Genomic DNA, 25,956 nt, shown 5'->3' on the forward strand with positions numbered 1-25,956 from the left:
CCCCGCAGGAGAACCAGCCCTTCATGACAGCCCTGGCCCCCGAAACATTCCACGAACAGCTCATGAGCCGCCGCTACGAACCCAGCGTGGCCGCCGTCAACGAACTGTGCGACTCCCTGCGGGAAGCCAAGCCCGGAACCACGGTTCCCTACGTGGACCCCATGCACGACGTGGAGGAATGCCGCATCATCAGCCTTTTCTCCAACATCGGCGAGGCGGACAAGTCCGGGTTCATCACGGCAGGGGACCAGGACGCCGCCACCCGTATGCTCGGCATCCAGTGGAAGCTGGGCCTGCGCCCCGAGTTCGTCATGCCGTGGAACATGCACCCCTGGCATGTCCCGGGTGAAGTCAACGGCAAGTTCACTCCCGACCAGATCCAGGCCGGCCTGAAGCCCCTGCTGAAGTTCCTGGCCCTGGTGCCCCGCGCCTCGGTCATCGTGGCGCACGGCACCGAAGCCAACCGCCTGGCGAACCTCCTGCTGAAGACCGAAGTGCCCCTGCTGTGGCGCCGCGGCCTGAAGACCTACAAAGTCCGGTCCCTGAGCGGCCGCGCCTTCGCCGGCTCCCCGGCGCGCCAGGAGGAATACCTCGAGGACATGCGCGCCGCCTACGCCGATGCCATGGCGCGCACGGGCATCGCCAACAAGGGCTAGCCACGTTTCGACGGACTTCATAGCCAGGACGACGGCGGCCGGTCCCCTTTCATGTGAAAGGTGACCGGCCGCCGTCGTCCATCTGGAGGGGCCTCCGCCGCCGGGGGTTCCCTGGCTGAGCGAGTCGACGCCAGGGAGGCGGTGGGGATCTAGGAGCCTTCGATGGCCGCCTTGGCTTTGGGGTCGGAGTCATTGAGGAACTTCTCGATCCGCTCCGGCTCGTCAGCTTCGCCGATGGCCGATGAGGCCCGGCCCAGGGAGTAGAGGGCACGCAGGAAGCCGCGGTTCGGCTCGTGCTCCCAGGGAATGGGACCAACGCCGCGCCAGCCGTTGCGGCGCAGCGCGTCCAGTCCGCGGTGGTAGCCCACCCGGGCGTAGGCGTAGGAGTCGATGGTGCGGCCCTCGGTCCACGCTTCCTCGGCCAGGATGGCCCACAGGAGCGAGGACGTGGGGTGCTTTTCCACCAGGTCCAGGGCTTCGTGCCCGGCCTCGAGCTGCCCGTATACCTCTGTTTCGGCAGGCAGGAGCGTGGGCTCCGGCCCCATCAGGTTCCGGCGGAACTCGTCCGACATTTAGAAGGTCTTTCCGGCCGAGCCGAGCTGCTTGGTGGCTTCCACCACGCGGGCTGCCAGGCCGGCTTCGGCGGAGGCGCCCCACACCCGGGGGTCGTAGGTCTTCTTGTTGCCCACTTCGCCGTCAACCTTCAGGACGCCGTCGTAGTTCTTGAACATGTGGTCAGCCACGGGACGCGTGTAGGCGTACTGGGTGTCCGTGTCGATGTTCATCTTGATCACGCCGAAGGAGACGGCGTCGGCGATTTCCTGGTCGGAGGAGCCGGATCCGCCGTGGAAGACCAGGTCGAACGGGTTCTCCTTGCCGATCTTGGAACCAACCTGCGCCTGGATGTCCTTGAGGATCTCCGGGCGGAGCTTCACGCCGCCGGGCTTGTACACACCGTGCACGTTGCCGAAGGTCAGGGCCGTGATGTAACGGCCGTTCTCGCCGGAACCCAGGGCGTCGATGGTGGCCAGGGCGTCCTCCACCGTGGTGTACAGCTTGTCGTTGATGGCGTTCTCGACGCCGTCTTCCTCGCCGCCGACGGTGCCGATTTCAACTTCGAGGATCATTTTGGCGGCGGCGGTGCGCTGCAGCAGCTCGCGGGCAATGCGCAGGTTCTCCTGCAGGGTCTCTGCCGAGCCGTCCCACATGTGCGAGTTGAACAGCGGGTTGCGGCCTGCCTTGACCTCAGCCTCGGAGGCTTCGAGCAGGGGCAGGACGAAGCCGTCCAGCTTGTCCTTGGGGCAGTGGTCCGTGTGCAGGGCGATGTTGACGCCGTAGTTCTTGGCCACTTCGCGGGCGAAAGCCGCGAAACCCAGGGAACCGGCAACCATGTCCTTGGTGGAGGCGCCCGACCAGTAGGCGGCACCGCCGGTGGACACCTGCACGATGCCATCGGACTCCGCTTCGGCGAAGCCGCGCAGTGCGGCGTTCAGCGTCTGCGAGGACGTGACGTTCACGGCCGGGTAGGCGAAGCCGCCCGCCTTCGCGCGGTCGATCATCTCGGCGTAGATCTCTGGGGTTGCAATGGGCATGCTGGCTCCTCTGCTGAGTTTCGTCTGTGGGTGGATGACCCTCAAATAGACCGCTTACGGCTTGGCACCATCCTAGCCATTCCCGGGCCGGGAGTGCTCTGGGTTACGCCCCACCCGCACCCTGGCCTCGCAAGCTCGGCCAGGGAACCCCGCGGGAGTGGGCCCGCCACCCGCAGGTCTGGCTACACGTGCTGGTCGAAGACGTGCCGGCGGATCCAGGCGTGCATGGCGATCGCGGCGGCGGAGGCGGCGTTGATGGACCGGGTTGAGCCGAACTGCTCAATGGACAGGGTGGCGACGGCGGCCTGGTGGACCTCCGGGGTCAGCCCCGGGCCCTCCTGGCCGAAGACCAGCACGCAGTCACGGGGTAATTCGTAGGTCTCCAGGGGCACCGAATCCGGGAAGATGTCGATCCCGATAATGGCCAGCCCCTCCCCCTGCGCCCACTGCACGAAGTCCCCGACGGTGGGGTGGTGCCTGACGTGCTGGTAGCGGTCGGTGACCATCGCCCCCCGCCGGTTCCACCGCCGCCGGCCGATGATGTGCACCTCCTTGGCGAGGAAGGCGTTGGCGGTGCGCACCACGGTGCCGATGTTCAGGTCGTGCTGCCAGTTCTCGATGGCCACGTGGAAGTTGTGCCGCCGGGAGTCCAGCTCGGCAACAATCGCCTCGTGTTTCCAGTACCGGTACTTGTCCAGCACGTTGCGCCGGTCGCCGTCCGCCAGCAGGTCCGGGTCCCAGTGGTCGCCTTCAGGCAGTTCCCCTTCCCAGGGCCCGACGCCGACCTCCGCCTTTGCGGATTCGGCCTCCCCGGGCTCGTGGTGCGGTTCGTCGGTCATTCCGGGCGTTTGGTTCACCCTTCAACACTAGACTGGAGCATTCGGGCAACCATCATCACGTGGAGGACAGGCATGGCAGAAGAAGACCAGGTGGCAGGCAACCCGGCGGTTTACCGCAACGGCCAGGAAATTGAGTGCTGGCTGACGGACATGGACGGCGTCCTGGTCCACGAGAACCAGCCGATCCCGGGCGCGGCGGAGCTGATCCAGCGCTGGGTGGACACCTCCAGGCGGTTCCTGGTTCTGACCAACAACTCAATCTTCACGCCGCGCGACCTGGCCGCCCGCCTGCGCGCATCCGGGCTGGAGATTCCCGAGGAAAACATCTGGACCTCGGCCCTTGCCACTGCGCAGTTCCTGAAGGACCAGGTGTCCGCAGGCGGTTCGGAATCCGGGAACCGCGCCTACACCATCGGCGAGGCAGGGCTGACGACGGCGCTGCACGAGGCCGGCTTCATCCTCACCGACCAGAGCCCGGACTTCGTGGTGCTTGGCGAGACGCGGACCTACTCCTTTGAGGCGATCACCACCGCGATCCGCCTCATCTTGGCCGGCGCCCGGTTCATTGCGACCAACCCGGATGCCACGGGCCCGTCCAAGGACGGCCCGATGCCGGCCACCGGAGCGATCGCCGCCCTGATTACCAAAGCCACCGGACGGGAACCCTACATCGTGGGCAAGCCGAACCCCATGATGTTCCGCTCCGCGATGAACCAGATCGACGCGCATTCCGAGACCACCGCCATGATCGGTGACCGGATGGACACGGACATCATTGCGGGCATGGAGGCGGGCCTGCACACCGTGCTCGTCCTGAGCGGCATCACGCACAAGGACGATATTGCCGCGTACCCGTTCCGCCCCAACCAGGTGCTGAACTCGGTGGCGGACCTGAAGAACCAGATCTAGAAGATGCTGACCCGGGAGCCGCCCCGGGGCAGGGGGAAGTACTCGTCCAGCAGCCCCGTCACCAGGGGCCGGTAGATCTGCGGGTTCCAGCCGGGGCTGGCATGGGCGGGTGACGCACCGGTGGTCTGCAGGTTGCTCGAGACCATGTTGTCCTTGAACACCACCGCCCAGGTTTCCGCTGCGGTTTCGTAGTCCACGGTCCGGTCCTTTGGATTGCCGATGTACGCCATCTTCGCGGTCCCCAGTTTCCCGGCGAACTGGCTGGCCTCGAAGTGGTAGATGTAGGCGGACTCGGTCTGGATGAGCACGCTGGACGGCGCGATCGGGGACAGCTGTTCCAGGGTCTGGTCCAGGATCTGCCGCCAGCTCCGCTCGTCCTTGTGGATGATCCGCTCCCCCAGTTCGTACCCGCCGCGCAGCGTGGAGGGGAACCGGACGCCGCGCTCATAAAGGAACACCACGCCGTCGAACCAGCTCTGGTCCAGCACGTCGTGGGCGCTGTAGGGACTTGAGTCCAGCACGATGAACTGCACCTGCAGCCCCTGCAGCGCAAGGAGCCGGGCAGCAACCTGGGTGGCGAGCATGCCTCCGAAGCTGTGCCCGTAGAAGAACAGCTTGGTGATCTTCTCCGCTGTGACGTAGTCGGTGATGGCGTTGACCACCTCGGTGACGTTCAACCCCAGGTTGGAATACCCGACGGCGGCCAGCCGGGCGCGCTTGTTCAGCGCACCCCGGAGCGTGTTGAGGATCCACTGGGCCTCCTCCCAGCTGGTCTTGTAACCGGGGAAAAGGAACCAGCTGGCGTCCGGATAGTAGGCGTCGGCGAAGTCGTCCGCGACAGGCAGGATCCGTGTGGAGCGGCGCTGCGACTGCACCTCACGGGTGACGATCATGTCCGCAGCGAGCAGCCCGGACGCCCCGGCTCCGGCCAGGAAGGTACGCCGGGAGAAGCGTTTCAGGGCAGCAGCCTCCGACAGCAGCCGGGCGTCGGAAACCGCGCGCCGGCCCTGCGGACTGACCTCCCCCTCATACGGCACATTCCTACCGTAAGCCCAGCCAAACCTGCCGCCGCAACGGGACGGGTAAAGGTTAGGTTAACCGGATCTCAGCAGGCGGCCTGCCCTCCGGCGGCCGGGAACGGGGCCTCGGATTGCTGGCGGCGGCGGTGGATCTCCAGCCCGATGTCGTTGTAGCGTCCCAAAAGGTCCGCGCCATCCGGCGCCTGCGGGGTATCGAGCAGCGCGAAAAGCGCGTCACTGGCCAGCAGCAGTTCCTCATCCGTGTATTCGGTCAACGGGCGGCCGTACAGCCTCTCGATCCACATCATGGGAAGCTGGGGAAACCCGCCTGGAAGGTCTGCGCCGGGAAAGAGTTCCGTGACGTCGTCGTCCATCGCCAGCGGCCGGCGGCTGGACGTGTCCTCCATGGCCCAGTCCCGGGCGCCGGGCGCGAGCTGGAGGGAGACTCCGGCGGAGGCGGCTCCCAGCAGGGAACCGCAGTCCACTGCGTTGAGATCGTGGCGGAGGCCGGCGAGCGCGGAGGATTCGATCAGCGCCGCCTGGGACAGGTCGACGCTGATGCGGCATCGCATCCCCATCCTCCGGACGCGGCGGATGATGTGGACCAGTTCAGCACGGGAATCGTGGTGAAGGGTCCCCCGGACTTCGATCCGGACGATGTCTGCAGGAACATCGAGATTGACGAGAGCGTCTAATGCGCGGTCCATAGGTACTCCAAAAGAGGTCTATGGCCGACGGCTCAACCTCCGCAAGCGTAACCCCCGCCCGAGTCCCGGCACAACCCGGACCTCAGGCGCTTGTGCCGGGGCTGACCTTCCCCGGTTCCTGGTAAAACGTGCGGGAGCCGGCACCTCCCACCGAGTCCACGATGGACCTGGCGACGTCCCGCAGTTTGGTGTTGCTGTTGCTGGACGCCTCGGTCAGGATTTGTACCGCGGCCTCCTGGCTGCAGCGGTTCTGCGCCATGACGATGCCAACAGCAATGTCGATGGTGGTCCGGGATTCAAGCGTGGCACGCAGGTTGGACGCGCTGTCGGCGTGCAGCGAAAAGCGCACGGCCAGGCGCAGGGCCTGTGAGATTTCGCGGGTGAAGTCCCTGGCCCGGGCCGCTGCAGGACCGTCGAATTTGCGCGGGACATCGGAGTAGAGGTTCAGCGCGGCCTTTGCCTCGCCCTGCAGGTTGAAGGGCAGGGACAAGACTGACCGCAGCCCGTGGGAGGCAACGGCGGCGGCGTAGTCGGGCCCCCACCGGTCCTCCTGGAACAAGTCCGGAACGTAAACTTCGCGCTCTTCCTTGGCGGCCGAAAGGCAGGGTCCCCGGGACAGGGAGTACTGGATTTCGTCGACTTCCCGGGCAGAAGGACTGCTCCAGCCGATGGTTGCTGCCTTGCGGTCGCGCAGCAGCGTGATGCCGCAGAGGGCGTCATCGCCGTCGCCCGCCATCTGGTGGGCGGAGAACCGGGCCAGTTCGTTGAGGAAATTTTCGAAATCAGCGCTGTCCAGGATGAGGTTCTGGATCTGATCGGTTGCGCTCAAGGGCTGTTCTGGGGGGAGCAAGGTACACGGTCTCCAAGTGCTGAACGGGTTATCCCAATGATATGGCAGCCTTGAACGCCCGACCAGCACCAGTGGCGCAGCCCCGGCTCCTGGGCGTCACGGAGCAGTGTCACGGAGCCCTGGCCCTTTATTGCCGGCCAGCCGGGCACCGGTTCGGCCGGGCGCCGACGCCAAACCGCCGGCGCCCGGAAAGCGGCCTGGATCAGGAGAGTCCCAGTTCGTCCTTGCCGAACGCGAAGAGGTACGGAACACCTGTTTCGGCTTCGATCTTTTCCTTGGCGCCGGTATCGCGGTCAACAATCACGGCCACGGCCACGACATTGCCGCCGGCCTTGCGGACGCCTTCCACCGCGGTCAGAGCCGAACCGCCGGTGGTGGATGTGTCCTCCAGGACAAGGACCTTACGGCCCTCAACGGACGGACCCTCCACCTGGCGGCCCATACCGTAGGACTTCTGGGCTTTCCGGACCACGAACGCGTCGACGGTCCGGCCAGCGTCTGCGGCGGCGTGCATCACGGCTGTGCCGACGGGGTCGGCCCCCATGGTGAGGCCGCCGGCGCACTCGAAGTCGATGCCGGCGTCGTCTGCCAGCGCCAGCATGACCTGGCCCACCAGCTTGGACGCCTCGTGGTGCAGCGTGATGCGGCGCAGGTCGATGTAGTAATCGGCCTCCGCCCCGCTGGAGAGGATTACCTTGCCGCGGACCACGGCGAGTTCCTTGATCAGTTCGAGCAGTCGGGCGCGGGCAGCTGCGGTGTTGGCGGCAGTCTGGGTGGGCGAAGTCATGGGCTCAAGTTTAGTGGGTGGGTGGACGGTCAACGGGCGGGCAAACCCGGGGGCGTGCTCGGGACGCGGCCCGATCGCGATGATCCGCGGCAGGAGACGCTTGACCACGGGATTGTGGCGCAGGACGAAGAACGCCACCCGCGGGAGGGGAAACCGGCGGCCGCCGGTGCCGGCGAGCATGTCACCGGACAACTTCCCGGCGAAGAGCGGAACGAACACCGCCCGGTGCAGGATCCGCTGCACCGCCTGCACCAGCACCGTTGGCAGGTGGCGCCGGCGTTGGATTGCCGCGAGGGTCCTGGTCCGCACCTGTCCCCGGCGCAGGTCGGGAACCAGCCGTTCCGCGGCTGCCACGGCATCCTGGATGGCCAGATTGATTCCCACCCCGCCCGCCGGTGACATCGCGTGGGCGGCATCTCCGATGCACAGGAATCCATCGACGTACCAGCGCCGCAGGCGGTTGAGCCTGACGTCCAGCCAGTGCAGGTCGTCAAGGCTGCTGATGGCCTCAACACGGTCGGCGAGGTCGGGCCGCAGGGCCGCCACGCGCTGGCGGAACCACTCAACGCCGTTGCGACGGATCGCCGCGTCCGAGCCTTTGGGGGCGAGGTATCCCATTTGGTAGTAGGTGCTGCGGTTGAGGGCAATCATGGCGTCCCGGTCGCCCAGCGAGGGAACGACGCCGGCCACCTCGCCCTGCTCCCACGCACGGCGCGGGAGTTTGAACCACCAGGTGTCGAAGGGCACCCGGTACTCCGTTGCGCGCATCCCTGCCGCTTGGCGGAGCACGGAGTGCCTGCCGTCCGCGGCCACCACGACGTCGGCGGGCAGCAGCTGTTCACCCTCCCCGCCTGGGCCACGGAAGCGCACCCCGGTGACACGTCCGCTGTCGAACTCCAGGCCGGTGGCTTCGGCCTCCATCAGCAGGGTGAAGGTCGGTTCGGCGGCGGCAGCCGAGGCGAGGAAATCCAGGAAGTCCCACTGCGGCATCATGGCCACGTAGTTGTACGGCGGCTTCAGGGTATCGAAGGCTGCCAGGGTAACCATCCCGGCGCCGGGGACCGGCACGGCCACGTTGGTGAGCCGGCTCTGGGGCAGGCTGCGGAAACCGGCGCCGAGGCCAAGTTCATCGATTAACCGCACTGTGGACGCGTGGACCGTGTCACCGCGGAAATCCCGCAGGAAGTCGCTGTGTTTTTCCAGGACCGTCACGCGGATCCCGCCGCGCGCCAGCAACAGGCCCAGCATCATTCCCGCCGGTCCGCCGCCTACCACGGCACACCCCGTCCGCTCCATGCCATTACGCTACGCCCGGCATGTCCCGGCCGGAACAGTTGAGCAGTGTTGACACTGCTGGCTAGGCTGGTTGGCATGCGCGAACTCCAGGCCAAGATCATTGAAGAAATGGGCGTGCAGCCCCGGATCGATCCCGCAGGGGAGGTGCGCAAACGCGTCACGTTCCTCAAGGAATACCTGAAGGCAACCCAGACCAAGGGCTTTGTCCTGGGCATCTCGGGCGGCCTGGATTCATCCCTTGCCGGCAAGCTTGCCCAGCTGGCCGTGGAGGAGCTCGAGGCCGAAGGCGTGGAGGCCAACTTCGTGGCCGTCCGGTTGCCCTACGGCGTCCAGCACGACGAGGAGGACGCCCAGGCGGCACTGGACTTCATCAAGGCCAAGACGGAGTGGACGTTCAACATTTCGGCTGCGGTGGACGGCTTTGAGGACGAGTTCGAAAAGACCGTGGGCTCTGAGATCTCCGATTTCCACAAGGGCAACACCAAGGCCCGCACCCGCATGATCGCCCAGTACGCCCTCGCCGGTGAGCACAACTACCTCGTGATCGGCACGGACCACGGCGCCGAGTCAGTGACCGGGTTCTTCACCAAGTACGGCGACGGCGGCGCCGATATCCTCCCCCTGTTCGGCCTCAACAAGCGGCAGAACCGTGCCCTGCTGGCCGAGCTCGGCGCTCCGGCCCGCGTCTGGGAGAAGGTTCCCACGGCGGACCTGCTGGATGACCGCCCGGGCCGCACCGATGAGGACGAACTGGGCCTCAGCTACGACCAGATCGACGACTACCTCGAAGGCCGGGAGGTTCCCGACGCCGTGGCAGAGTCGATCGAACAGAAATACCTCCGCACCCGCCACAAGCGCACCGTGCCGGTAACCATCTTCGACACCTGGTGGAAGACCCAGGGGCCTGAGGAGCCCCGCGCCGGACTCTAGGAAACCTTCCGCATAAAGGGAGACTCCACACGCTTCAGCAGGAACGACGACGGCGCGCTGCCCCGGAAAGGGGCAGCGCGCCGTCGTCGTTTCCGTGCACAGCCTGGGAGGCTCAGCGGGTCCGCCGCCCGCCGTCGCTGCCTCCGCCCAGCTGTTGCGTGATCCGGTGGGCCTCCGCCATGAGCAGGCCGCCCAGCTCCTCCTGCCGTTCCGGCTTGAAGCGCGGTTCGATGCCGGTCAGCGACAGGGCCCAAGAGGGTTTCCCGGTGCGGTCGAACACCGCCGCACCCATCCCCCAGCTTCCTTCCAGGACCAGCCCGGGGTTCACGGAGTAGCCGGCCAGGCGGGTCCGGGCAAGGTTGGCCCGCACCCGTTCGGGGGTGTGGTTTGCGGAAAAGGAGCCCGCATGCTCCGGCCAACGGCCCAGCAGCTCCTCCTGCTCGCTCTTTGGCAGGAACGCCATGATGGCGGTCCCGGCGGAGGCCACCCCCAGCGGGAACCGGACGCCCTCATGGAGCACGAAGGACCGGACGGGGAAGCTGCCCTCCTCGCGCAACAGGCACACGGTTTCGGCGCCCCGGCGGATGGAGAAGAAGGCGCTCTCACCGGTGGCCTGGGCCAGCCGCCGAAGGCTGGGCCGCGCGATGTCCTCCATGGGGAACCGGGCCGAGGCAACGGATCCCATCAGCAGGACTTCAGGGCCCAGCACCCAATTGCCCGTGACGGGGTCCTGGTCCAGCAGCCCTTCGGCGGCCAGCGAGGCCAGGAGCCGGTGGACGGTGGGGCGGGTCAGCCCCGATTCCCGGACCAGCAGCTGGAGCGGCATGCCCTCCGCACTCCTGCCCACCAGGCGGAGCAGTCCCGCAATCCGCGTGACCACCTGGGCGCCCTGAACCGGTGCCGTCGCCATAACCCCTCCATATGTCCATAATGTGGATGCTTCAGACCCTCGTGTCCATACTATAAGTTCCTTCATCGCCTTTCTTGACACCTCTGTCACAGCGCCCGTAGGCTCCAAACTCAGATTCTGCACGTCCACAAAGTGGACAATCGCGTACTCGATGAGGAGACGACATGACGAAACTCCAGGCCTCTGCCGCCGCCGCCCTGGACGGGGCCCTGCATGATGGCATCACGCTCGCGGTGGGCGGGTTCGGCCTCAGCGGCATTCCGGCTGACCTGATCGAGGCTGTCCGCGATTCCGGCGTGAGGGACCTGACGGTGGTCTCCAACAACATGGGCGTGGACGGCAAGGGTCTTGGCATCCTGATCGAGGCCGGCCAGGTCCGCAAGGTCATCGCCTCCTATGTGGGTGAAAACAAGCTGTTCGCGGAGCAGTACCTCGCCGGAAAGCTGGAGGTGGAGTTCACGCCGCAAGGCACCCTGGCTGAACGGCTCCGGGCCGGCGGCGCCGGCATTCCCGCCTTCTACACCAAGACCGGTGTGGGCACCCTGGTTGCCGAAGGCAAGCCGCACGAGGTTTTCGACGGCGAAAAGTACGTCCAGGAGCGTGCCATCCGGGCCGACGTCGCACTGGTCCACGCGCACACCGCGGATACCGATGGGAACCTGATCTACCGCTACACCGCCCGGAACTTCAACCCGGTAGTGGCCACGGCGGGCATCCTGACCATCGCGGAGGCGGAAGTCATCGTCGAAGCCGGTCACCTGGACCCGAACCACATCGTCACCCCGGGCGTCTTCGTCCAGCGGCTGGTCCAGGCCACGGACCGGGTGAAGGACATCGAGCAGCGGACCGTGCGGCAGCGGGCCGGGCTCGTTTCCGCCTGACCCCGGCCGCCGAACCCGACGCCGCAGCCCCAAACACTCGATGGAGAGATCACCGCTATGACTGCCACGCAGCTCAACACCCAGGATGTCCGCCAGAAAGGTTTGGCCCGGATGGCGGAAACGCTGGCCGGCTGGACGCAGAAGTGGTTCCCGGATGCCTACATCTTTGCCCTTGCCGGCGTACTGCTGGTGGCCATCTCGGCGCTGGCCATCGGCGCCTCGCCCAAGGCGGTGGTGGATTCCTTCGGCAACGGGTTCTGGGACCTCACCGCTTTCACGTTGCAGATGGCCATGGTGGTGCTCACCGGCTACGTGGTGGCCACCTCCCCACCGGTTGCGCGGCTGATTGAGCGGCTGGCCCAGGTTCCGGGTTCGGCGCGCTCCGCGGTCAGCTTTGTGGCGGTCCTGTCCATGTCGGTGTCCTTCGTCAACTGGGGCCTGAGCCTGATCTTCGGCGGTCTCCTGGCGCGGGCCGTGGCACGGCGCAAGGACCTGCACGTGGACTACCGGGCACTCGGCGCCGCGGCCTTCATGGGACTCGGCGCGGTCTGGGCGCTGGGCATGTCCTCTTCGGCCGCCCAGCTCCAGGCGACCAAGGCCTCCATTCCGCCGGCGCTGCTGAAAATCACCGGCGTCCTGGATTTCGGGACCACCATTTTCACCTGGCAGTCCCTGCTGACGCTGGCCATCCTGATGCTGCTGACCACGGTCATCGCGCACTTCTCTGCCCCCACCGGTGGTGCCGTCACAACGGCTGCCGATCTCGGCGTCGACCTTGACGACCAGCCCGAACCGCCGGCCGAAAAATCCCGGCCCGGCGAGTGGCTCGAATACAGCAGGGTCCTCCCCATCCTGGCAGGGGTATTGACGCTGGGCTGGCTGGTGTCCCAGCTGCTGACCCTGCCCATCCTGAGCGTTGTGAGCTCCCTGAACGGCTACCTGCTGGTGTTCCTGATGTTGGGGCTGGTGCTGCACGGGACGCCGCGCAAATTCCTCCAGTCAGTCAGCAAGGCTGTTCCTGCCACCGCAGGAATCCTGGTCCAGTTCCCGCTGTATGCCGCGATGGCGGCCATCCTGACCAAGGCCACCGGCGCCGGCGGCCTCTCGGTATCCGAGCATTTGGCGCACTTCTTCACCAGCATCGGCGGGAACGGCGCATTCGCGGTCATCATCGCCCTCTACACGGCCCTCCTGGGCATGTTCGTCCCGTCCGGCGGCGGCAAATGGCTGGTGGAGGCGCCGTACGTGATGCAGTCCGCCACGGACGTCAACATGAACCTGGGCTGGACTGTCCAGATCTACAACATGGCCGAGGCCCTGCCCAACCTCATCAACCCGTTCTTCATGCTGCCGCTGCTGGCTGTCCTGGGCCTGCGCGCCAGGGACCTGGTGGGCTTCACGTTCCAGCAGTTCCTGTTCCACCTCCCGGTGGTCCTGCTGCTCGCCTGGCTGCTGGGGATGACGTTCGAGTTCGTGCCGCCGGTAATACCCAACTGAGTACAGCTAACAAGATCAAGGAGAAGCCCCATGGGATGGACCAGGGATGAAATGGCTGCGATCGCGGCCGAGGAATTGAACGACGGCGACTACGTGAACCTGGGGATCGGGATCCCCACGCTGGTGGCCAACAACCTGCCCGACGGCGTGCGGGTGGTGCTGCAGAGCGAGAACGGGCTGCTCGGAATGGGCCCCTTCCCGTACGAGGGCGAGGAGGACGCGGATCTGATCAACGCCGGCAAGCAGACCGTCACGGTCCTGCCCGGCGGCAGTATCTTCGACTCCGCCACCTCGTTCGGCATGATCCGGGGCGGTCACGTGAAGGTTGCCATCCTGGGCGCCATGCAGGTGTCCGGCAACGGCGACCTGGCCAACTGGACCATCCCGGGCAAGATGGTCAAGGGCATGGGCGGGGCCATGGACCTGGTGGCCGGAACCCCGCGCGTAGTGGTCCTCACCGAGCACAACGCCAAGGACGGCACCGCCAAGATCGTCCACGAATGCACCCTCCCGCTGACCGGGCTCAGCTGCGTGGACAGGATCATCAGCGACCTCGCCGTTTTTGACCTTCACAAGACGGACGACGGCGGGCGGCAGCTCACGCTGACCCGGCTGGCCCCGGGGGTCACCGTGGAGGAAATCCTGGAGAAAACCGGCGCCGGCTTCGAAGTCCGGCTCGAGAACAAGGAAGTGGCGGCATGAGCCTGAAGGAACAGTTTGGCAAGGATGTCCTGATCACCGGCTGGGGACACAGCAGGTTCGGCAAACTCGCCGACGACACCCTGGAATCCCTGATAGTCCAGGTGGCCACGGATGCGATCAAGACGGCCGGCATCGAGCCCGGCCAGGTCGATGAGATCTATGTGGGCCAGTTCAACTCCGGCATGATGCCGCTGGCCTTCCCTTCCTCCCTGGCATTGCAGGTTTCCCCGGAGCTGGCCAACGTGCCGTCTACCCGGGTGGAGAACGCCTGCGCCTCGGGCTCCGCCGCGTTCCAGCAGGGCACGAAATCGCTGCTCGCGGGCACCGCCAAAACCGTCTTGGTCATCGGCGCGGAGAAGATGACCCACGCCGGAGCGGATGTGGTGGGCGCCGGTCTGCTGGGCGCGGACTACGACATGGCCGGCAAGCCCTCCACCACCGGCTTCACCGGGCTCTTCGCCGAAGTGGCCAAGCACTACGCCAAGCGCTACGACGCCGCGGGCAGCCTGGGCGACATCCTGGGCAGCATCGCCGCGAAGAACCACCGCAACGGCGTGGACAACCCGTACGCCCAGCTCCGCAAGGACCTCGGCGAGGAGTTCTGCCGGACCGTCTCCGACAAGAACCCGATGGTCGCCGATCCCCTGCGCCGCACCGACTGCTCCCCCGTCTCGGACGGTGCAGCCGCCGTCGTGCTGTCCACCGCCCCCACGGGCGGAAGCGCCTCCCCGGTCCGGCTCGCCGGCTTTGGCCAGGCCAACGACTTCTTCCCCGCCGCACGCCGCGACCCCACCGCTTTCGAAGCCACCCGCGTCTCGTGGCAGCGCGCCCTGGCGATGGCCGGCGTCGGGCTCGAAGACCTCGACCTCGCCGAAGTCCATGACTGCTTCACCATCGCCGAACTGATCATGTACGAGGCCATGGGCCTGACCGAACCCGGCCAGGGCGCCCGGGCCCTCACGGAGGGCTGGGTGTACAAGGACGGAAAGCTGCCGGTCAACGTCTCCGGCGGACTCAAGTCCAAGGGCCACCCCGTAGGCGCCACCGGCGTGTCGCAGCACGTCCTGGCCGCCATGCAGCTCACTGGCACCGCCGGCGACATGCAGCTGGCAGCCCCGCGCCGCGCCGCGGTGCAGAATATGGGCGGCGTGGGCATCGCCAACTACGTCAGCATCCTGGAAGCGGTGTGATCTCCCGGGACTGAGGCGCCGCCGTCGTGGGGGCACGTTCCGGCCGGCGTCGCCCGCCGGGGCCGTAGCGGGCGGCGTGTCCGCGCCAAAGTGCCCCACGACGGGCGGCCCGGCGGCGGCTCCAGCCTACCTGGCGGCGCCCTGCTTAGTGGCGCCCTACTTAGCGGCGCTCTACTTAGCGGCGATGGCTTCGGCTCCCGCTGTGGCGCAGGCTTCATCGAGGGCGCCATCGGGCGCACCGCCCACCCCAATGCCTGCCACTGAAACCCCGTTGACCTTCAGCGGGACACCACCGGCAAGGAACAGCGTGCCCGGCAGGTCGGCGATCGAGGGACCGTTGCCGTTGACGCGTTTGGCCAGTTCGCTGGTGGGGGCGCCGAAGGCTGCAGCCGTATAGGCCTTCTGCTTTGCGGCCTCAATGGTGTGGGCCGCGGCGTTGTCTCCCCGAAGCACTGCCTGGACCGTGCCAAAGCGGTCGACGACGGCCACCGTGACGAACGGCAATTTGTCCGCCTGGCATGTGGCGAGCGCTGCCGTGACGGCCTGGGCGGACGCTCCGGCAGTGATGCGGCTCTGCTGGACCACCGTTTCCGGTGCCGGCTGGACGTCAACGGCGGGGACGACGGCGGGTGCTTCCGCAGCGTCCGCCCGGCCAGTCCCGGCGTTGGCGGCTGCGGTGGCTCCCGCGGTGGCAAGGATCGCTGCAGCTGCTGCGGCGGTAAGTACTTTGTGCGGCTTCTTCATGGTGCTTCCTTCGGCTGGAGTGGATTGGTGTCGCTTTCCATCCTTCAAGGCCACAGCAGGCGGGGCATCGGGCGTCCGGCTGGCCTTGGCTGACCCGAAAGGCCAGCCGTATCAGCCAAAAGGCTGAGGCAAAGCCGGCCTGAGAGCCCTAGCATGGAATGCACCCCTTTCCACCACCAGATCCGGATTCCGCATGCCTGCCACCGACGCCACAGCACCCTCTCCAGCGGCACCCGGTGCCGCGGGCGGCAACGGCGACCGGCCCGTTCCAGCACCGCCCACCGTCCAGGGACGGGTGGGCAGGATCGAGGCCGCAGTCCATCTGGGCTTCGCTGTGCTCCTGGTGGCTTCCGTGGTGCGGTACGTCATGCGGCACTCCCCGGCCGACAACGTGCTGGTGCTGGGACTCGCCGCGGCCGCCAGCCTGCTGTACGCGGTCGTGGCCCTGCTGTCGGCACGTGGCCGGCACAGCGTCACCTGGGTGGTCGCATTGGTGGCTGTGTGGGCGGCCCTGGTGGTGGCGGCGCCAAGCTTCGCGTGGTGTTCCTTCGCCCTCTTCTTCCTGTGCAGGAGCGCGCTGCGCGGAGCTGCCTCATACATCCTGGCGGGCACCATCACCCTGGCCACGGCCGTTGGCCTGTTCCGGCTGGGCAACGGGACCGACGTGGCCATGTTGCTGGGACCGCTGGCGGTGGCCGTCATGCTGACGCTCATCTATGACCGGATACAGCACGACGCCGAGGAGCAGCGCCGGCTGCACGCGGAAGTTTCGTTGGCGCAGGGACAGTTGGCGGCCAGTGAACGCCGCGCCGGCACCATTGCCGAGCGGGAACGGGTGTCGCGCGAAATCCATGACACCGTCACCCAGGGGCTGGCCAGCAGCCTGCTCCTGCTTGAAGCCGCGAACCGCGAATGGCCAGGCGCGGCGGCGCGGGACAGTCTTCGCCATGCCACCACGCTGCTCCGCGGGAGCCTGGCCGAAACCAGGAGCCTGGTGCACGAGCTGGCCTCCCCCGGGCTGGAATCAACGCCGTTGCCGGACGCCCTGCTGCTGGCCGCCCGGCAGTACGTGCCGGCAGCCACCGTGGTGGTGACGGGCGGCGCGGCGCCGGTTTCCCCGGAGGTGCGGCATGCCTTGCTGAGGGTGGTGCAGAGTGCGGCCTCCAATATCGCGCTGCATGCTTCAGCGTCGGCGGCCGCACTGACACTGGGCTACCTTCCGGACGCCGTCACCCTGGACATCTACGACGACGGCGCCGGCTTCGATCCGGCGGCGGCAGCCCCGCCGTCGACCGCCGGCGGTTACGGGCTGCGGGCCATGCGGCAGCGGGTGGAGCAGCTGGGCGGCACATTCTCGGTGCAAAGCGCTCCCGGCGAAGGAACGATCGTGGCGGCGCAACTTCCGGTGGAGGGAGGCAGGTGAGCGGCATCAGGGTACTGCTGGTGGATGACCACCTGGTGGTCAGGAGCGGCCTGCGCGCGCTGCTCGGCACCCAGCCTGACCTGGAGGTTGTGGCTGAGGCGTCATCCGGAGGGGAAGCGCTGCAGCTGGTGCGCGAACACGCGCCGGACGTGGTGGTCATGGACCTGGCGATGGGCCCGGGGATGGACGGAATCGGAGCCATCAGGCAGATCCGGGACCTCAGTCGCGGGCAGGCGGTCCTGGTGTTCACCACCTACGATTCGGATGCCGATATTGTCCGGGCCGTGGATTCCGGAGCGATGGGCTACCTGCTGAAGGACGCGGCGCCGGAAGAGATCTTTGCCGCGATCAGGGGCGCGGTGCAGGGCAGGAGCGTGATGAGCCCGCCGGTGGCGTCACGGCTGTTCCAGCAGCTGCGCAACCCCGAGGAAGTCCTCACGCCCCGGGAGGCGGAACTGCTGAGCCTGCTGACCGAAGGCCTGAGCAACCGCGAGCTCGGCCAGCGGCTTTTCATCTCCGAGGCCACCGTCAAAACCCATCTGGCACACATCTATTCCAAGCTCGGAGTGGACTCCCGGGCGGCCGCCATTGCCACCGCAATCCGGCGCGAAGGGATGCGGTAACGGCACATTATGCCGCCTACCCTTGCACCGGCGCCCTGCGCCCCGTACGTTGGGGACTGCGGGGGACTAACTCCCGCGCACTCCGGGACGTTCCCCGGGGAGAGAATCAGAGTCACATGAAGGAATGCAGCCATGGCAACAGGCACAGTTAAATGGTTCAACGCCGAAAAGGGTTTTGGCTTCATTGCCCCCGATGACGGGTCCGCTGACGTATTCGCCCACTACTCGGCAATCGCCACCAGCGGCTACCGCTCACTGGACGAGAACCAGAAGGTCGAATTCGATGTGACCCAGGGCCCCAAGGGCCCGCAGGCAGAGAACATCCGCCCGCTCTAAGTCTTCGGCGGCCTCCGGCAGCAGCCGGACCCCATTCAGCGGTCCCTCCAACACGGTTGGCGGGGCCGCTGCTTTTTTCTGCGGCATGATGCCGCGGTTTCGGGTTTGGGATAATTGATCCATGACCGGCCAGGACCAGGACAGGGACCCGTGGGAGGAGTTCGACGCCCTTGGCCCCGCAGTGCCCGACCGCGTGCCCGGGCAGCCGGGCGGCGAGCCCTACGGATTCGGTTTCCGCACCGGCGTGCGCAGCGCCCGGGTGGCCGTCGGCTTTGCCATCTACGCGCTGGCCCTGGGAACCGTCCTGGCCCTGACCGGGTGCATCGTCTTCATCAGCCGGCAGCAGTGGGTGCTCGCGGGACTCATGGTGCTGTTCGAGGCAGTCTTCGTCTACGCATTCACCCGCCTGGTGGCCCAGGCCCGGCACCGGAGCAAGCGCGGCCGGAAGGCCCCCTGAAGATCCTCAAGAGCCCTTGACCTTGACGCTGCGTCAACCTCTAGTCTCGGAACATGGAAGACACCCAAGGGGCCGCCAGGGACTGGTCCATCCAGGACATAGCCCGGATTGCCGGTACTACCAGCCGCACCCTGCGGCACTATGACGACGTCGGCCTGCTAAAACCAAGCCGGGTAGGCATCAACGGATACCGCTACTACGACGGCGCCGCCCTCCTCCAGCTGCAGCGCATCCTTTTGCTGCGTGGGCTGGGCCTGGGCCTGGAGGCCATCGCGGAGGTCTTCCACCGCCAGGCAGATCCTGTGGAGGCGCTCACCCGCCACCTTGAATGGCTTGGCCAGGAACAGCAGCGGCTGGCGCTGCAGGCGCAGTCGGTGCGGAAAACCATCGAAACGGTAAGGAAAGGAGGCCAACTGATGGCAGAGGACATGTTTGACGGCTTCGACCACACGCAGTACAAGGACGAGGTCGAGGAACGCTGGGGCAAGGACGCCTACGCCGCGTCCGACGCGTGGTGGCGCAGCAAGGACGACGCGGAAAAGCGTGAGTGGAAGTCCAGGGCCGAGAACCTGGGCAGGGACTGGATTGCGGCCGCCACGGCAGGGGTTGCCCCGGATGGGTCCAGGGCCCAGGACCTGGCCCGGCGGCACGTCGAGTGGCTGAAGTCCATTCCGGGAACCCCCGCCGCCACCGCCGGTGGGGACCTCAAGGGATACGTCCTCGGGCTGGCGGACATGTACGTGGCGGACCAGCGCTTCGCCGCCAACTACGGCGGCACGGAGGGGGCTTCCTTCGTTCGCGCCGCCCTCCGCAGTTACGTGGAGATGCACCTGCAGGACGGAAACTAGGAGTTGGAACCGGCCCGCTCGGTTTCCGTCCGCTTGGCCTTGGCCCTCCTGGTCCGCCGGATGATGAGCAGGACAAGGGCAACGGCGAGCGCGGCATAGACGGCATAGTTCAGGAAACGTGAATACTGCTCGATCAGCTGGTACTGGGTGCCCAGGAGGTAGCCCAGGCCCACCAGGGCGCCGTTCCACAGACCGCTGCCGGCGAGGGTGAAGAGGGTGAAGGTTGCCAGGGGCATGGCCGCCGCCCCTGCAGGGAGGGAGATCAGGCTGCGCACTCCCGGCAGCAGGCGGCCAAAGAAGATGGAGGATTTGCCGTGCCGGCGGAACCAGCCCGCCGCATGCTCAAAGTCTTCCCTGTCCACCAGCGGCAGTTTGGAGAGCCATCGGATGGACCGTTCGAGGCCGAGTCTTGCCCCCAGCCAATAGAGCAGCAACGCTCCCAGGTAGGCGCCCAGGGTGCTGGTGGCAAAGACAAGGAAGAGATTCAGCGAGCCCTGCTTGGCGAGGTAGCCGGCCAGCGGGAGGATCACCTCGCTGGGGATGGGAGGCACCACGGTTTCCGCGAGGGTGAAGCCGCCAACGCCCCATTCACCCAAAGTATCGATGGCCCGCGCCGCGAAGCCCACGATGCCCGTAAGCCCCTCGGTGGGGCTGGCTGCACCGGCCATGATTGTCCACATACGCCCGTCCCGTTTCCGCTGCCTGCCGTATCCGCCTGATGGCCCGTGATGTCTACCTTACGGGGCCGGCGCACCGGCGCCTTCCCGCCCCCGCCGGACGGGCGAAGGCGGGAAGCTACCGGTGCTTGAATTCCGGCTGCCGTTTTTCGCTGAACGCAGCCATGCCTTCCTTTTGGTCCTCGGTGGCAAACAGGGAGTGGAACAGCCGGCGTTCGAACAGCACGCCCTGGGCAAGGCCGGTCTCGAAAGCGGCATTAACGGCCTCTTTCGCTGCCATTGCCGCAGGCTTCGATTTTCCGGCGATCACCTCCGCCACCTTGAGTGCTTCGGACACCACCTCGGCAGCGGGGACGACGCGCGACACCAGGCCGCACCGGTCCGCTTCCTCCGCATCGATGAACCTGCCCGTCAGGATCATGTCCATGGCCTTCGCTTTGCCCACGGCACGGGTGAGCCGCTGGGAGCCGCCCATGCCCGGGATCACGGCAAGGTTGATTTCCGGCTGGCCGAATTTTGCGTTGTCGCCGGCGATGATGATGTCGCACATCATGGCCAGTTCGCAGCCGCCGCCCAAGGCAAAACCGGAGACCGCCGCGATGGTGGGAATGCGCAGGCGGGTAAGGTTCTCCCAGCCGCGGAACCAGTCCGCCGTGTACATCTCCATGTATCCTTGGTCCGCCATTTCCTTGATGTCGGCTCCGGCCGCGAACGCCTTGCCGGAGCCGGTGATCACCACGGCGCCCACGCCGGGATCGGAATCCATGGCTGTGACAGCGTCCACCACCTCATCCATCGTGGCCTTGTTCAGGGCGTTCAGTGCCGAGGGCCGGTTGAGCGTCACCAGCCCGACCCGGCCCTGCTGCTCCACCAGGATGTTGGCGTACTCCGTCATTCGGGACTCCCGTCGTCGTGTGCTGTCGTGGTTCTGCGCCCTGCGCCCGGCAGCTCCCCGCCAGCCGGCTCCCCCGCTGTCCCGTCCACCGGGTGGTGCCGGGAGGCGCCGCGGATGTCCGTGATGATGGCGGAGAAGTCGCGGTCGGCGCCGCCCTCCGCGACGAACCTATCGTAGATTCGGGCGGCGAGCGGCCCCATCTGCCCGGCCACCCCCGTGCTGTGGAGGGCGTTGACGGCCAGGTTGAGGTCCTTGGCCATGAGCGTGGAGGCAAACCCCGGTTGGTAGTCCCTGTTGGCGGGGCTGGCGGGGACGGGGCCGGGCACGGGGCAATTGGTGGTCAGGGCCCAGCACTGGCCGGACGCGGCGGACGCGACGTCGAACAGGGCCTGGTGGGTCAGGCCGAGCTCTTCGCCCAGGACAAAAGCCTCGCTGACGGCGATCATTGAGACGCCCAGGATGAGGTTGTTGCAGATTTTGGCCGCCTGCCCGGCGCCATGCCCGCCGCAGTGGACCACCCGTTTGCCCATGACATCCAAAAGAGGCCGCACCGCGGCAAAGTCCGCCTCGTCCCCGCCGGCCATGAAGGTCAGCGTGCCTGCTTCGGCTCCCACCACGCCGCCGGAGACGGGCGCATCGACGGACCGGTGGCCTGCTTCGATGGCCAGCCGGGCGGCTTCCCTGGCCTCGTCCACATTGATGGTGGAGCAGTCAAGGAACATGGTTCCCGGCGGTGCCGCTGCCAGGAGCCCGGCTTCCGGCGGCAGCCCGGGACGTTCAGCGCCCCGGTAAGCGTCCAGGACGTGGCGGCCGCTGGGAAACATCGTCAGGACAACATCGGCGCCGGCCACGGCGTCAACGGCCGTCGCCGACACCGGCACCCCTTGCGTCTGTGCGGCCTGGCGGGCTGCGGGCACCACGTCGAATCCGGTGACCAGGTGTCCCGCCCGGACCAGGTTCAGGGCCATGGGGCCGCCCATATGTCCCAGGCCAAGGAAGGCCACGCGCATGTTCTCAGGCATGGTCCTGCTCCCTTGCCTGCAGTTCCTCCTGTGGCTGCAGGTCCAGTTCCCCGCCGTCCAGGGGCTGGAAGAACCTGTCCACCTGGAGGGGGGTAACCTCCGCCAGGGAGGCAGGTTTCCATTGCGGATTCCTGTCCTTGTCCACCACCTGGGCACGGATTCCCTCACGAAAATCAGGCCCGGCCAGGAAACGGATCCCGGCCCGGTACTCCTGGGCCAGCACTTCGTCCAACGTCAAGTGCGCAGCACGGCGGAGGGCCGCCAGGGTCACTTTGACCGAGGTGGGGGACTTGGCCTCGATCGTGTCCGCCGCTTCTGCGGCTTCTTCCCGGCCGGGACCGGACCAGCCCCGGAGCCGGGCCACGATGTCCTCCGCTTCGTCACTGGCGTAGCAGGCGTCGATCCATTCCCGCTGCCCGGCGAGGACGGAGGCAGGGGCCTCCGAGGCGAAACGGGCGACGGCGCCTTCCGGGCTTTGGTCCACCAGCGCCGCCGCCAGGCCGGGCAGGTCGGGGGACGGAACGAAGTGGTCCGCGAGGCCCAGGAACAGGGCGTCCCCGGCGCCCAGGTGTGCCCCCGTCAGGGCTGCATGGGTTCCCGTTTCGCCAGGTGCGCGGGACAGCAGGTAGGTCCCGCCGACGTCGGGAGCGAATCCGATGGTGGTCTCCGGCATCCCCATCCGGGTCCGTTCGGTGACCACACGCAGGCTCCCGTGCGCGGAAATTCCAACCCCACCGCCCAGGACCAGCCCGTCCATCAGGGCAATGTAGGGCTTCGGGTAGCGTGCAATCAGCGAGTTGAGGCGGTACTCGACCTGCCAGAAGCCGGCCGTCCCTGCCCCCGCCCCGGCGCCTTTCCCTGCCCCGGTCCCTTTCCCTGCCCCGCCGTGCAGCATGTCTTTGTAAATGGCCACGATGTCCCCACCCGCGCACAGGCCCCGATCGCCCGCGCCCTGCACCAGGACGGCAGCTACACGGTCGTCGTCCGCCCAGGCAAGGAGCTGCCGCAGGAGCAGGTCCACCATCCCGGAAGTGAGCGCATTGACGGACCGGGGCCGGTTCAAGGTGATCACACCCAGCCCTCCGCGCTGCTCGAAGAGCACGTCGGCGCCTCCGCTCCCTGCATCGCTGTGGTCGGTGGTGCCCGTGGGTGCGGTCATCGGCTGGTGCTCCTTCGCATGGTGGCCGGATGAGTGAGCCAGGTCATTCTGCCTGCGAATATACCCGCCTCTTCCCGCCGCCAACCAACCCCACCCGCCGCACTGGCGCGCCCCTTTCCGGGCTTTACCCCGCAAGCGGCTGCCAAGGTAAGTTAGGAACCGTGAAGATAGCTACCTGGAATGTGAATTCGCTCCGCGCCCGTGCCGACCGTGTTGAAGCCTGGCTTCAGCGCAGCGACTGCGACGTCCTTGCCATCCAGGAGACCAAGTGCAAGGACGACAACTTTCCGTGGGAGCTGTTTGAACGGATGGGCTACGAGGTGGCGCATTTCGGCGTGAACCAGTGGAACGGCGTGGCCATCGCATCCCGGGTGGGGCTCGAGGATGTGGAGCGGACCTTCCTGGACCAGCCCTCGTTCGGCAAGGCCGGCAAGGATCCCGTCCAGGAGGCACGGGCCATGGCCGCCACCTGCGCCGGCATCCGCGTCTGGAGCCTGTACGTCCCCAACGGGCGTTCCCTGGACGATGAACACATGCCGTACAAGCTCAAGTGGCTGGAAAGCCTGAAGACCCATGCCCAGTCCCTGGTCACGGACAATCCCCAGGCGCAGGTGGCCCTGATGGGTGACTGGAACATCGCACCGTTCGACGAAGATGTCTGGGACATCGACCTTTTCATCAGGAACCGGGCCACCCATGTCAGCCCACCGGAGCGGGAGGCGTTCCATGCCTTCGAAACCGCGGGATTCACGGACGTCGTCCGCCCGTACACGCCGGGACCCGGCGTCTACACCTACTGGGACTACACGCAGCTGCGGTTCCCCAAGAAGGAAGGCATGCGGATCGACTTCGTCCTGGCCTCCCCCGCCCTGGCCGCGCGCGTCACCGGCGCCTCGATCGACCGCGAGGAACGCAAGGGCAAGGGTGCCTCGGACCACGCTCCCGTACTGGTGGAACTGGCGGACTGATGACTGCACCCTGGACCCAAGCAAGGAGACCGTAATGACGGGAAACCTCTACCGGGGCCAGGCCGGCCTGCCGTTCTCCTCCACGCTCCGGGTCTACGAACCCCTGGAAGCCTTTCCGGAGGAACAGCGCGCCGCCATCAAGGCGGCCGGCGCGCGGGCGGTGTCACGGGCCGCCGTCGAAAACGCCGAACTGCTGGCCTCGCTGGGACGCATCACACGTTCCGGCGGCGATCCCTTCCCCACGGGACGAACCGACCTGGTGCGTGTCACCACCGCCCCCGAACCTGAAGGTGGTGCGGCCGGCGACGGCGCCGACGCCGGCAGCGGCCCGGAGCTGCTGTACTGCCCCAGCCAGCTTGTCCTGCGGGCCGGGCTCGCTGCCAACGCCCTCATGGAGGGTATCCACGGCCCGCTCGCCGAGCTGCTGATCCCGGAGGAACAGCGTGACCGGCACCAGGAACGGATCGACCTGGTTAAGGCGCGGGACGGCTCCATCCGGGTGCATACCCGCGCGTCCACGTGGGGCATACCGTTCAGCTGGTTCTCCTTGTTCATGGAATCGGACCGCAAGGACGTGGTGGAAGCCGGGGGACGGATCCTCACGGTCCGTGTGTGGGCGCCCATTACGGATGCCCTGGAAAGGGCCCGCTACGCCGTGGCCAACCTGGCGCTTGCGGCGCCGGACCTGGACATGCTTGACGACCTGGCGCAGTTGACGGAATGGCTTGAGCTGTTCCACGTGAATTCCATGGTGGAACTGGACTACGGCGCCGTGGCGGACAAGGTCTACCCGGACGAATCGCCCATGGATATCCGGCTGGGCATCGAGTGCCTGGCGGAGGGTGACATGACCGGTGCCGCGGCCGCCTACCGCCGGCTTGCCTCGCGCTGGATTCCCATCCGGCAGCTGGCCCGCGCGTCCTGACGCCTGTCACGTCCTGAAGGCTAATCCGGCTTCAGGTACTGCCGGGTGCTTCAGTTCCGTGGAGGCGCGGTGGTGCGCCGGACAATCAGTTCATGCGGTGCCACGGCGGAGTGCACGGACCCAATGTCGCCGTCGAGTTCGTCCAGAAGCATTTTGGTGGCCAGTTCGGCCTGCTCGTCAGGTCGTTGCCCCACCGTGGTAAGGCCCATGGCGTCGGCGAAGTCATGGTTGTCAATGCCCACCACGGACAGCTCCCCGGGAACGTCCACGCCCATGCGGTGGGCTTCGAAGATGACGCCCATGGCCATTTCATCGGAGGCGCAGAAGATTGCCGTTGGTTTCCGGCCAGGCCGGGACCACAGGCGGCGGAAGGCTTCCTGGCCGCTGCGAACAGTGAAATCGCCCCATTCGTCCCATTCGGGGCGGGTTGGCAGGCCGGCGGCCGCCATTACGTCCTTGAACGCCAAAATACGCACCCGGGGAACGTCGAAATTCAGGTCGGTCTCGTCGTCGCCGTGCAGGAGGGCGATGTCCTTGTGCCCCAAATCGATGAGGTGCCGCACGGCCGTTGAGGCTGCCGCGTAGTCGTCGATGCCGATGTAGGGGCATTCCTCCACGTGCCCGCCCACCACCACCAGGGGGATGTCGATCTTCTGCAGGTGTTCGATTTCGTCGTGGCTCAGCGCCATACACAAGACCAGCAGGGCATCGATCTGCTTGTAGACCATGGTCTTGCTGAAGAGCCGCTCACGGTTGCTGCCGTGGCCGCCAAGATTGAACAGTGAAAGGTTGTAGTGCCGGGCATGCAGCTCGCGGTCGGCGCCTTCAATGGCTTTGGAAAAGAACCAGCGGCTGACGAACGGCGCCAGGACCCCAATCGTCTTGGTGCGCCCGGTGGCCAGCCCGGAGGCCGAGGAAGAGGCGACATAGCCCAGGGCTCCCGCCACCTCGAGGATCTTTTCCCGGGTGGCGGGCGAAACCCGGGGCAACCCACGCACGGCCCGGGACACAGTTGCGGTTGAAACTCCGGCGGCTGCGGCCACATCCTCAATGCTGACGCCGTTATGGCCGCCCCTTTGAGACCTTTCAGTTGTGCGTGCCACCGTGTCCCCTC

At 66.9% G+C, this 25,956-nt stretch carries 28 protein-coding genes and 1 pseudogene; 14 read left to right on the top strand and 15 right to left on the bottom strand.

What is annotated here, in order from left to right; genetic code table 11:
• The first annotated feature begins 23 nt into the window (after positions 1-23).
• Positions 24-656, top strand: a complete 633-nt coding sequence (locus tag PUN71_RS13175) for a uracil-DNA glycosylase family protein (RefSeq protein WP_277798781.1) — start codon at positions 24-26, stop codon at positions 654-656.
• A gap of 149 nt (positions 657-805) precedes the next feature.
• On the opposite strand, the gene PUN71_RS13180 is transcribed toward PUN71_RS13175, so the two are convergent.
• The 3 genes from PUN71_RS13180 to PUN71_RS13190 all read right to left on the bottom strand — a co-directional run bounded on the left by PUN71_RS13180 (position 806) and on the right by PUN71_RS13190 (position 3,087).
• Positions 806-1,228, bottom strand: coding sequence for a DUF3151 domain-containing protein (locus PUN71_RS13180; protein ID WP_043451201.1), 423 nt, complete (start codon positions 1,226-1,228; stop codon positions 806-808).
• A complete protein-coding gene (fbaA, locus tag PUN71_RS13185) occupies positions 1,229-2,248 on the bottom strand; it encodes a class II fructose-bisphosphate aldolase (protein ID WP_277798782.1) in 1,020 nt (339 codons plus the stop codon). It abuts the gene before it with no gap.
• 182 nt (positions 2,249-2,430) lie between these two features.
• Complete coding sequence (locus tag PUN71_RS13190; RefSeq protein ID WP_277798813.1) at positions 2,431-3,087, bottom strand: TrmH family RNA methyltransferase; 657 nt, start codon at positions 3,085-3,087, stop codon at positions 2,431-2,433.
• A gap of 72 nt (positions 3,088-3,159) precedes the next feature.
• Between PUN71_RS13190 and PUN71_RS13195 the strand changes: the two genes are divergently transcribed.
• Positions 3,160-3,996, top strand: a complete 837-nt coding sequence (locus PUN71_RS13195) for an HAD-IIA family hydrolase (RefSeq protein ID WP_043451206.1) — start codon at positions 3,160-3,162, stop codon at positions 3,994-3,996.
• Here the strand turns inward: PUN71_RS13195 and PUN71_RS13200 are convergent.
• The 5 genes and pseudogenes from PUN71_RS13200 to PUN71_RS13220 form a co-directional block, all read right to left on the bottom strand.
• Positions 3,993-5,033: a thioesterase domain-containing protein gene (locus PUN71_RS13200; protein WP_277798783.1), complete on the bottom strand. Its 1,041-nt coding sequence runs from the start codon at positions 5,031-5,033 to the stop codon at positions 3,993-3,995. The genes PUN71_RS13195 and PUN71_RS13200 overlap by 4 nt on opposite strands.
• Positions 5,034-5,101: 68 nt before the next feature.
• The gene (locus PUN71_RS13205) at positions 5,102-5,722 is read right to left on the bottom strand and encodes a hypothetical protein (protein ID WP_277798784.1); all 621 of its coding nucleotides are present in this window, start codon (positions 5,720-5,722) and stop codon (positions 5,102-5,104) included.
• Between the two features lie 82 nt (positions 5,723-5,804).
• On the bottom strand, positions 5,805-6,551 hold the full coding sequence (locus PUN71_RS13210; RefSeq protein ID WP_277798785.1) for a GAF and ANTAR domain-containing protein: 747 nt from the start codon (positions 6,549-6,551) through the stop codon (positions 5,805-5,807).
• 223 nt (positions 6,552-6,774) lie between these two features.
• Complete coding sequence (pyrE, locus tag PUN71_RS13215; RefSeq protein WP_277798814.1) at positions 6,775-7,359, bottom strand: orotate phosphoribosyltransferase; 585 nt, start codon at positions 7,357-7,359, stop codon at positions 6,775-6,777.
• Positions 7,360-7,407: 48 nt separating this feature from the next.
• A pseudogene (locus PUN71_RS13220) lies at positions 7,408-8,655 on the bottom strand (FAD-dependent oxidoreductase); the annotation flags it as partial.
• Between the two features lie 75 nt (positions 8,656-8,730).
• Here PUN71_RS13220 and nadE point away from each other — a divergent pair.
• Positions 8,731-9,585 carry an NAD(+) synthase gene (nadE, locus tag PUN71_RS13225; protein ID WP_277798786.1) on the top strand — a complete coding sequence of 285 codons (855 nt, stop codon included), beginning with the start codon at positions 8,731-8,733 and terminating at the stop codon, positions 9,583-9,585.
• A 112-nt stretch (positions 9,586-9,697) separates the two neighbouring features.
• Here nadE and PUN71_RS13230 read toward each other — a convergent pair whose 3' ends face one another.
• Positions 9,698-10,495, bottom strand: a complete 798-nt coding sequence (locus PUN71_RS13230; protein WP_277798787.1) for an IclR family transcriptional regulator — start codon at positions 10,493-10,495, stop codon at positions 9,698-9,700.
• 164 nt (positions 10,496-10,659) lie between these two features.
• Between PUN71_RS13230 and PUN71_RS13235 the strand changes: the two genes are divergently transcribed.
• From PUN71_RS13235 to PUN71_RS13250, 4 genes are read left to right on the top strand one after another with little or no spacing between them, the layout of a single operon-like run.
• Positions 10,660-11,376 carry a CoA transferase subunit A gene (locus PUN71_RS13235; RefSeq protein ID WP_043451215.1) on the top strand — a complete coding sequence of 239 codons (717 nt, stop codon included), beginning with the start codon at positions 10,660-10,662 and terminating at the stop codon, positions 11,374-11,376.
• 57 nt (positions 11,377-11,433) lie between these two features.
• The gene (locus PUN71_RS13240) at positions 11,434-12,873 is read left to right on the top strand and encodes a short-chain fatty acid transporter (RefSeq protein WP_277798788.1); all 1,440 of its coding nucleotides are present in this window, start codon (positions 11,434-11,436) and stop codon (positions 12,871-12,873) included.
• A gap of 30 nt (positions 12,874-12,903) precedes the next feature.
• Positions 12,904-13,575, top strand: a complete 672-nt coding sequence (locus tag PUN71_RS13245; protein WP_277798789.1) for a CoA transferase subunit B — start codon at positions 12,904-12,906, stop codon at positions 13,573-13,575.
• Entirely contained in the window at positions 13,572-14,765 is a 1,194-nt protein-coding gene (locus PUN71_RS13250; RefSeq protein WP_277798790.1) for an acetyl-CoA acetyltransferase, read from the top strand. Before PUN71_RS13245 ends, PUN71_RS13250 begins: the two co-directional genes overlap by 4 nt.
• 171 nt (positions 14,766-14,936) lie before the next feature.
• On the opposite strand, the gene PUN71_RS13255 is transcribed toward PUN71_RS13250, so the two are convergent.
• Positions 14,937-15,509, bottom strand: a complete 573-nt coding sequence (locus PUN71_RS13255) for a GlcG/HbpS family heme-binding protein (RefSeq protein WP_277798791.1) — start codon at positions 15,507-15,509, stop codon at positions 14,937-14,939.
• 193 nt (positions 15,510-15,702) lie between these two features.
• On the opposite strand from PUN71_RS13255, the gene PUN71_RS13260 reads away from it, so the two are divergent.
• The 5 genes from PUN71_RS13260 to PUN71_RS13280 all read left to right on the top strand — a co-directional run bounded on the left by PUN71_RS13260 (position 15,703) and on the right by PUN71_RS13280 (position 19,196).
• Entirely contained in the window at positions 15,703-16,932 is a 1,230-nt protein-coding gene (locus PUN71_RS13260) for a sensor histidine kinase (RefSeq protein ID WP_277798792.1), read from the top strand.
• Positions 16,929-17,555 (top strand): response regulator, encoded by a 627-nt coding sequence (locus PUN71_RS13265; RefSeq protein WP_277798793.1) that lies wholly within the window; start codon positions 16,929-16,931, stop codon positions 17,553-17,555. Before PUN71_RS13260 ends, PUN71_RS13265 begins: the two co-directional genes overlap by 4 nt.
• Positions 17,556-17,687: 132 nt before the next feature.
• On the top strand, positions 17,688-17,891 hold the full coding sequence (locus tag PUN71_RS13270; protein ID WP_009357211.1) for a cold-shock protein: 204 nt from the start codon (positions 17,688-17,690) through the stop codon (positions 17,889-17,891).
• Between the two features lie 121 nt (positions 17,892-18,012).
• Complete coding sequence (locus PUN71_RS13275; RefSeq protein ID WP_277798794.1) at positions 18,013-18,348, top strand: hypothetical protein; 336 nt, start codon at positions 18,013-18,015, stop codon at positions 18,346-18,348.
• Between the two features lie 53 nt (positions 18,349-18,401).
• Positions 18,402-19,196, top strand: a complete 795-nt coding sequence (locus PUN71_RS13280; protein ID WP_277798795.1) for a MerR family transcriptional regulator — start codon at positions 18,402-18,404, stop codon at positions 19,194-19,196.
• On the opposite strand, the gene PUN71_RS13285 is transcribed toward PUN71_RS13280, so the two are convergent.
• From PUN71_RS13285 to PUN71_RS13300, 4 genes are all read right to left on the bottom strand, one after another.
• On the bottom strand, positions 19,193-19,876 hold the full coding sequence (locus PUN71_RS13285) for a DedA family protein (protein ID WP_277798796.1): 684 nt from the start codon (positions 19,874-19,876) through the stop codon (positions 19,193-19,195). The two genes, PUN71_RS13280 and PUN71_RS13285, sit on opposite strands and share 4 nt — an antisense overlap.
• A gap of 115 nt (positions 19,877-19,991) precedes the next feature.
• Positions 19,992-20,768 (bottom strand): enoyl-CoA hydratase, encoded by a 777-nt coding sequence (locus PUN71_RS13290; protein ID WP_277798797.1) that lies wholly within the window; start codon positions 20,766-20,768, stop codon positions 19,992-19,994.
• A complete protein-coding gene (gene mmsB / locus PUN71_RS13295) occupies positions 20,765-21,790 on the bottom strand; it encodes a 3-hydroxyisobutyrate dehydrogenase (protein ID WP_277798798.1) in 1,026 nt (341 codons plus the stop codon). Before mmsB ends, PUN71_RS13290 begins: the two co-directional genes overlap by 4 nt.
• Positions 21,783-22,949: an enoyl-CoA hydratase/isomerase family protein gene (locus PUN71_RS13300; RefSeq protein WP_277798799.1), complete on the bottom strand. Its 1,167-nt coding sequence runs from the start codon at positions 22,947-22,949 to the stop codon at positions 21,783-21,785. Before PUN71_RS13300 ends, mmsB begins: the two co-directional genes overlap by 8 nt.
• Positions 22,950-23,110: 161 nt before the next feature.
• On the opposite strand from PUN71_RS13300, the gene PUN71_RS13305 reads away from it, so the two are divergent.
• Both PUN71_RS13305 and PUN71_RS13310 read left to right on the top strand, forming a co-directional pair.
• Positions 23,111-23,917 carry an exodeoxyribonuclease III gene (locus tag PUN71_RS13305; protein WP_043451238.1) on the top strand — a complete coding sequence of 269 codons (807 nt, stop codon included), beginning with the start codon at positions 23,111-23,113 and terminating at the stop codon, positions 23,915-23,917.
• 34 nt (positions 23,918-23,951) lie between these two features.
• Positions 23,952-24,842 (top strand): DUF8083 family protein, encoded by an 891-nt coding sequence (locus PUN71_RS13310; protein WP_277798800.1) that lies wholly within the window; start codon positions 23,952-23,954, stop codon positions 24,840-24,842.
• Positions 24,843-24,892: 50 nt separating this feature from the next.
• Here PUN71_RS13310 and PUN71_RS13315 read toward each other — a convergent pair whose 3' ends face one another.
• Complete coding sequence (locus PUN71_RS13315; RefSeq protein ID WP_043451240.1) at positions 24,893-25,945, bottom strand: LacI family DNA-binding transcriptional regulator; 1,053 nt, start codon at positions 25,943-25,945, stop codon at positions 24,893-24,895.
• Between the last annotated feature and the right edge of the window lie 11 nt (positions 25,946-25,956).

The sequence above is a fragment of the Arthrobacter sp. NQ7 genome (assembly GCF_029581595.2).
GTDB classification, from domain to species: domain Bacteria; phylum Actinomycetota; class Actinomycetes; order Actinomycetales; family Micrococcaceae; genus Arthrobacter; species Arthrobacter phenanthrenivorans_B.

Coding starts and splice junctions, on each gene's coding strand:
- PUN71_RS13175 (WP_277798781.1), top strand. CDS start 24: ATGACAGCCCTGGCCCCCGAAACATTCCACGAACAGCTCATGAGCCGC.
- PUN71_RS13180 (WP_043451201.1), bottom strand. CDS start 1,228: ATGTCGGACGAGTTCCGCCGGAACCTGATGGGGCCGGAGCCCACGCTC.
- fbaA (WP_277798782.1), bottom strand. CDS start 2,248: ATGCCCATTGCAACCCCAGAGATCTACGCCGAGATGATCGACCGCGCG.
- PUN71_RS13190 (WP_277798813.1), bottom strand. CDS start 3,087: ATGACCGACGAACCGCACCACGAGCCCGGGGAGGCCGAATCCGCAAAG.
- PUN71_RS13195 (WP_043451206.1), top strand. CDS start 3,160: ATGGCAGAAGAAGACCAGGTGGCAGGCAACCCGGCGGTTTACCGCAAC.
- PUN71_RS13205 (WP_277798784.1), bottom strand. CDS start 5,722: ATGGACCGCGCATTAGACGCTCTCGTCAATCTCGATGTTCCTGCAGAC.
- pyrE (WP_277798814.1), bottom strand. CDS start 7,359: ATGACTTCGCCCACCCAGACTGCCGCCAACACCGCAGCTGCCCGCGCC.
- nadE (WP_277798786.1), top strand. CDS start 8,731: ATGCGCGAACTCCAGGCCAAGATCATTGAAGAAATGGGCGTGCAGCCC.
- PUN71_RS13230 (WP_277798787.1), bottom strand. CDS start 10,495: ATGGCGACGGCACCGGTTCAGGGCGCCCAGGTGGTCACGCGGATTGCG.
- PUN71_RS13235 (WP_043451215.1), top strand. CDS start 10,660: ATGACGAAACTCCAGGCCTCTGCCGCCGCCGCCCTGGACGGGGCCCTG.
- PUN71_RS13240 (WP_277798788.1), top strand. CDS start 11,434: ATGACTGCCACGCAGCTCAACACCCAGGATGTCCGCCAGAAAGGTTTG.
- PUN71_RS13245 (WP_277798789.1), top strand. CDS start 12,904: ATGGGATGGACCAGGGATGAAATGGCTGCGATCGCGGCCGAGGAATTG.
- PUN71_RS13250 (WP_277798790.1), top strand. CDS start 13,572: ATGAGCCTGAAGGAACAGTTTGGCAAGGATGTCCTGATCACCGGCTGG.
- PUN71_RS13255 (WP_277798791.1), bottom strand. CDS start 15,509: ATGAAGAAGCCGCACAAAGTACTTACCGCCGCAGCAGCTGCAGCGATC.
- PUN71_RS13260 (WP_277798792.1), top strand. CDS start 15,703: ATGCCTGCCACCGACGCCACAGCACCCTCTCCAGCGGCACCCGGTGCC.
- PUN71_RS13270 (WP_009357211.1), top strand. CDS start 17,688: ATGGCAACAGGCACAGTTAAATGGTTCAACGCCGAAAAGGGTTTTGGC.
- PUN71_RS13275 (WP_277798794.1), top strand. CDS start 18,013: ATGACCGGCCAGGACCAGGACAGGGACCCGTGGGAGGAGTTCGACGCC.
- PUN71_RS13280 (WP_277798795.1), top strand. CDS start 18,402: ATGGAAGACACCCAAGGGGCCGCCAGGGACTGGTCCATCCAGGACATA.
- PUN71_RS13285 (WP_277798796.1), bottom strand. CDS start 19,876: ATGTGGACAATCATGGCCGGTGCAGCCAGCCCCACCGAGGGGCTTACG.
- PUN71_RS13290 (WP_277798797.1), bottom strand. CDS start 20,768: ATGACGGAGTACGCCAACATCCTGGTGGAGCAGCAGGGCCGGGTCGGG.
- mmsB (WP_277798798.1), bottom strand. CDS start 21,790: ATGCCTGAGAACATGCGCGTGGCCTTCCTTGGCCTGGGACATATGGGC.
- PUN71_RS13300 (WP_277798799.1), bottom strand. CDS start 22,949: ATGACCGCACCCACGGGCACCACCGACCACAGCGATGCAGGGAGCGGA.
- PUN71_RS13310 (WP_277798800.1), top strand. CDS start 23,952: ATGACGGGAAACCTCTACCGGGGCCAGGCCGGCCTGCCGTTCTCCTCC.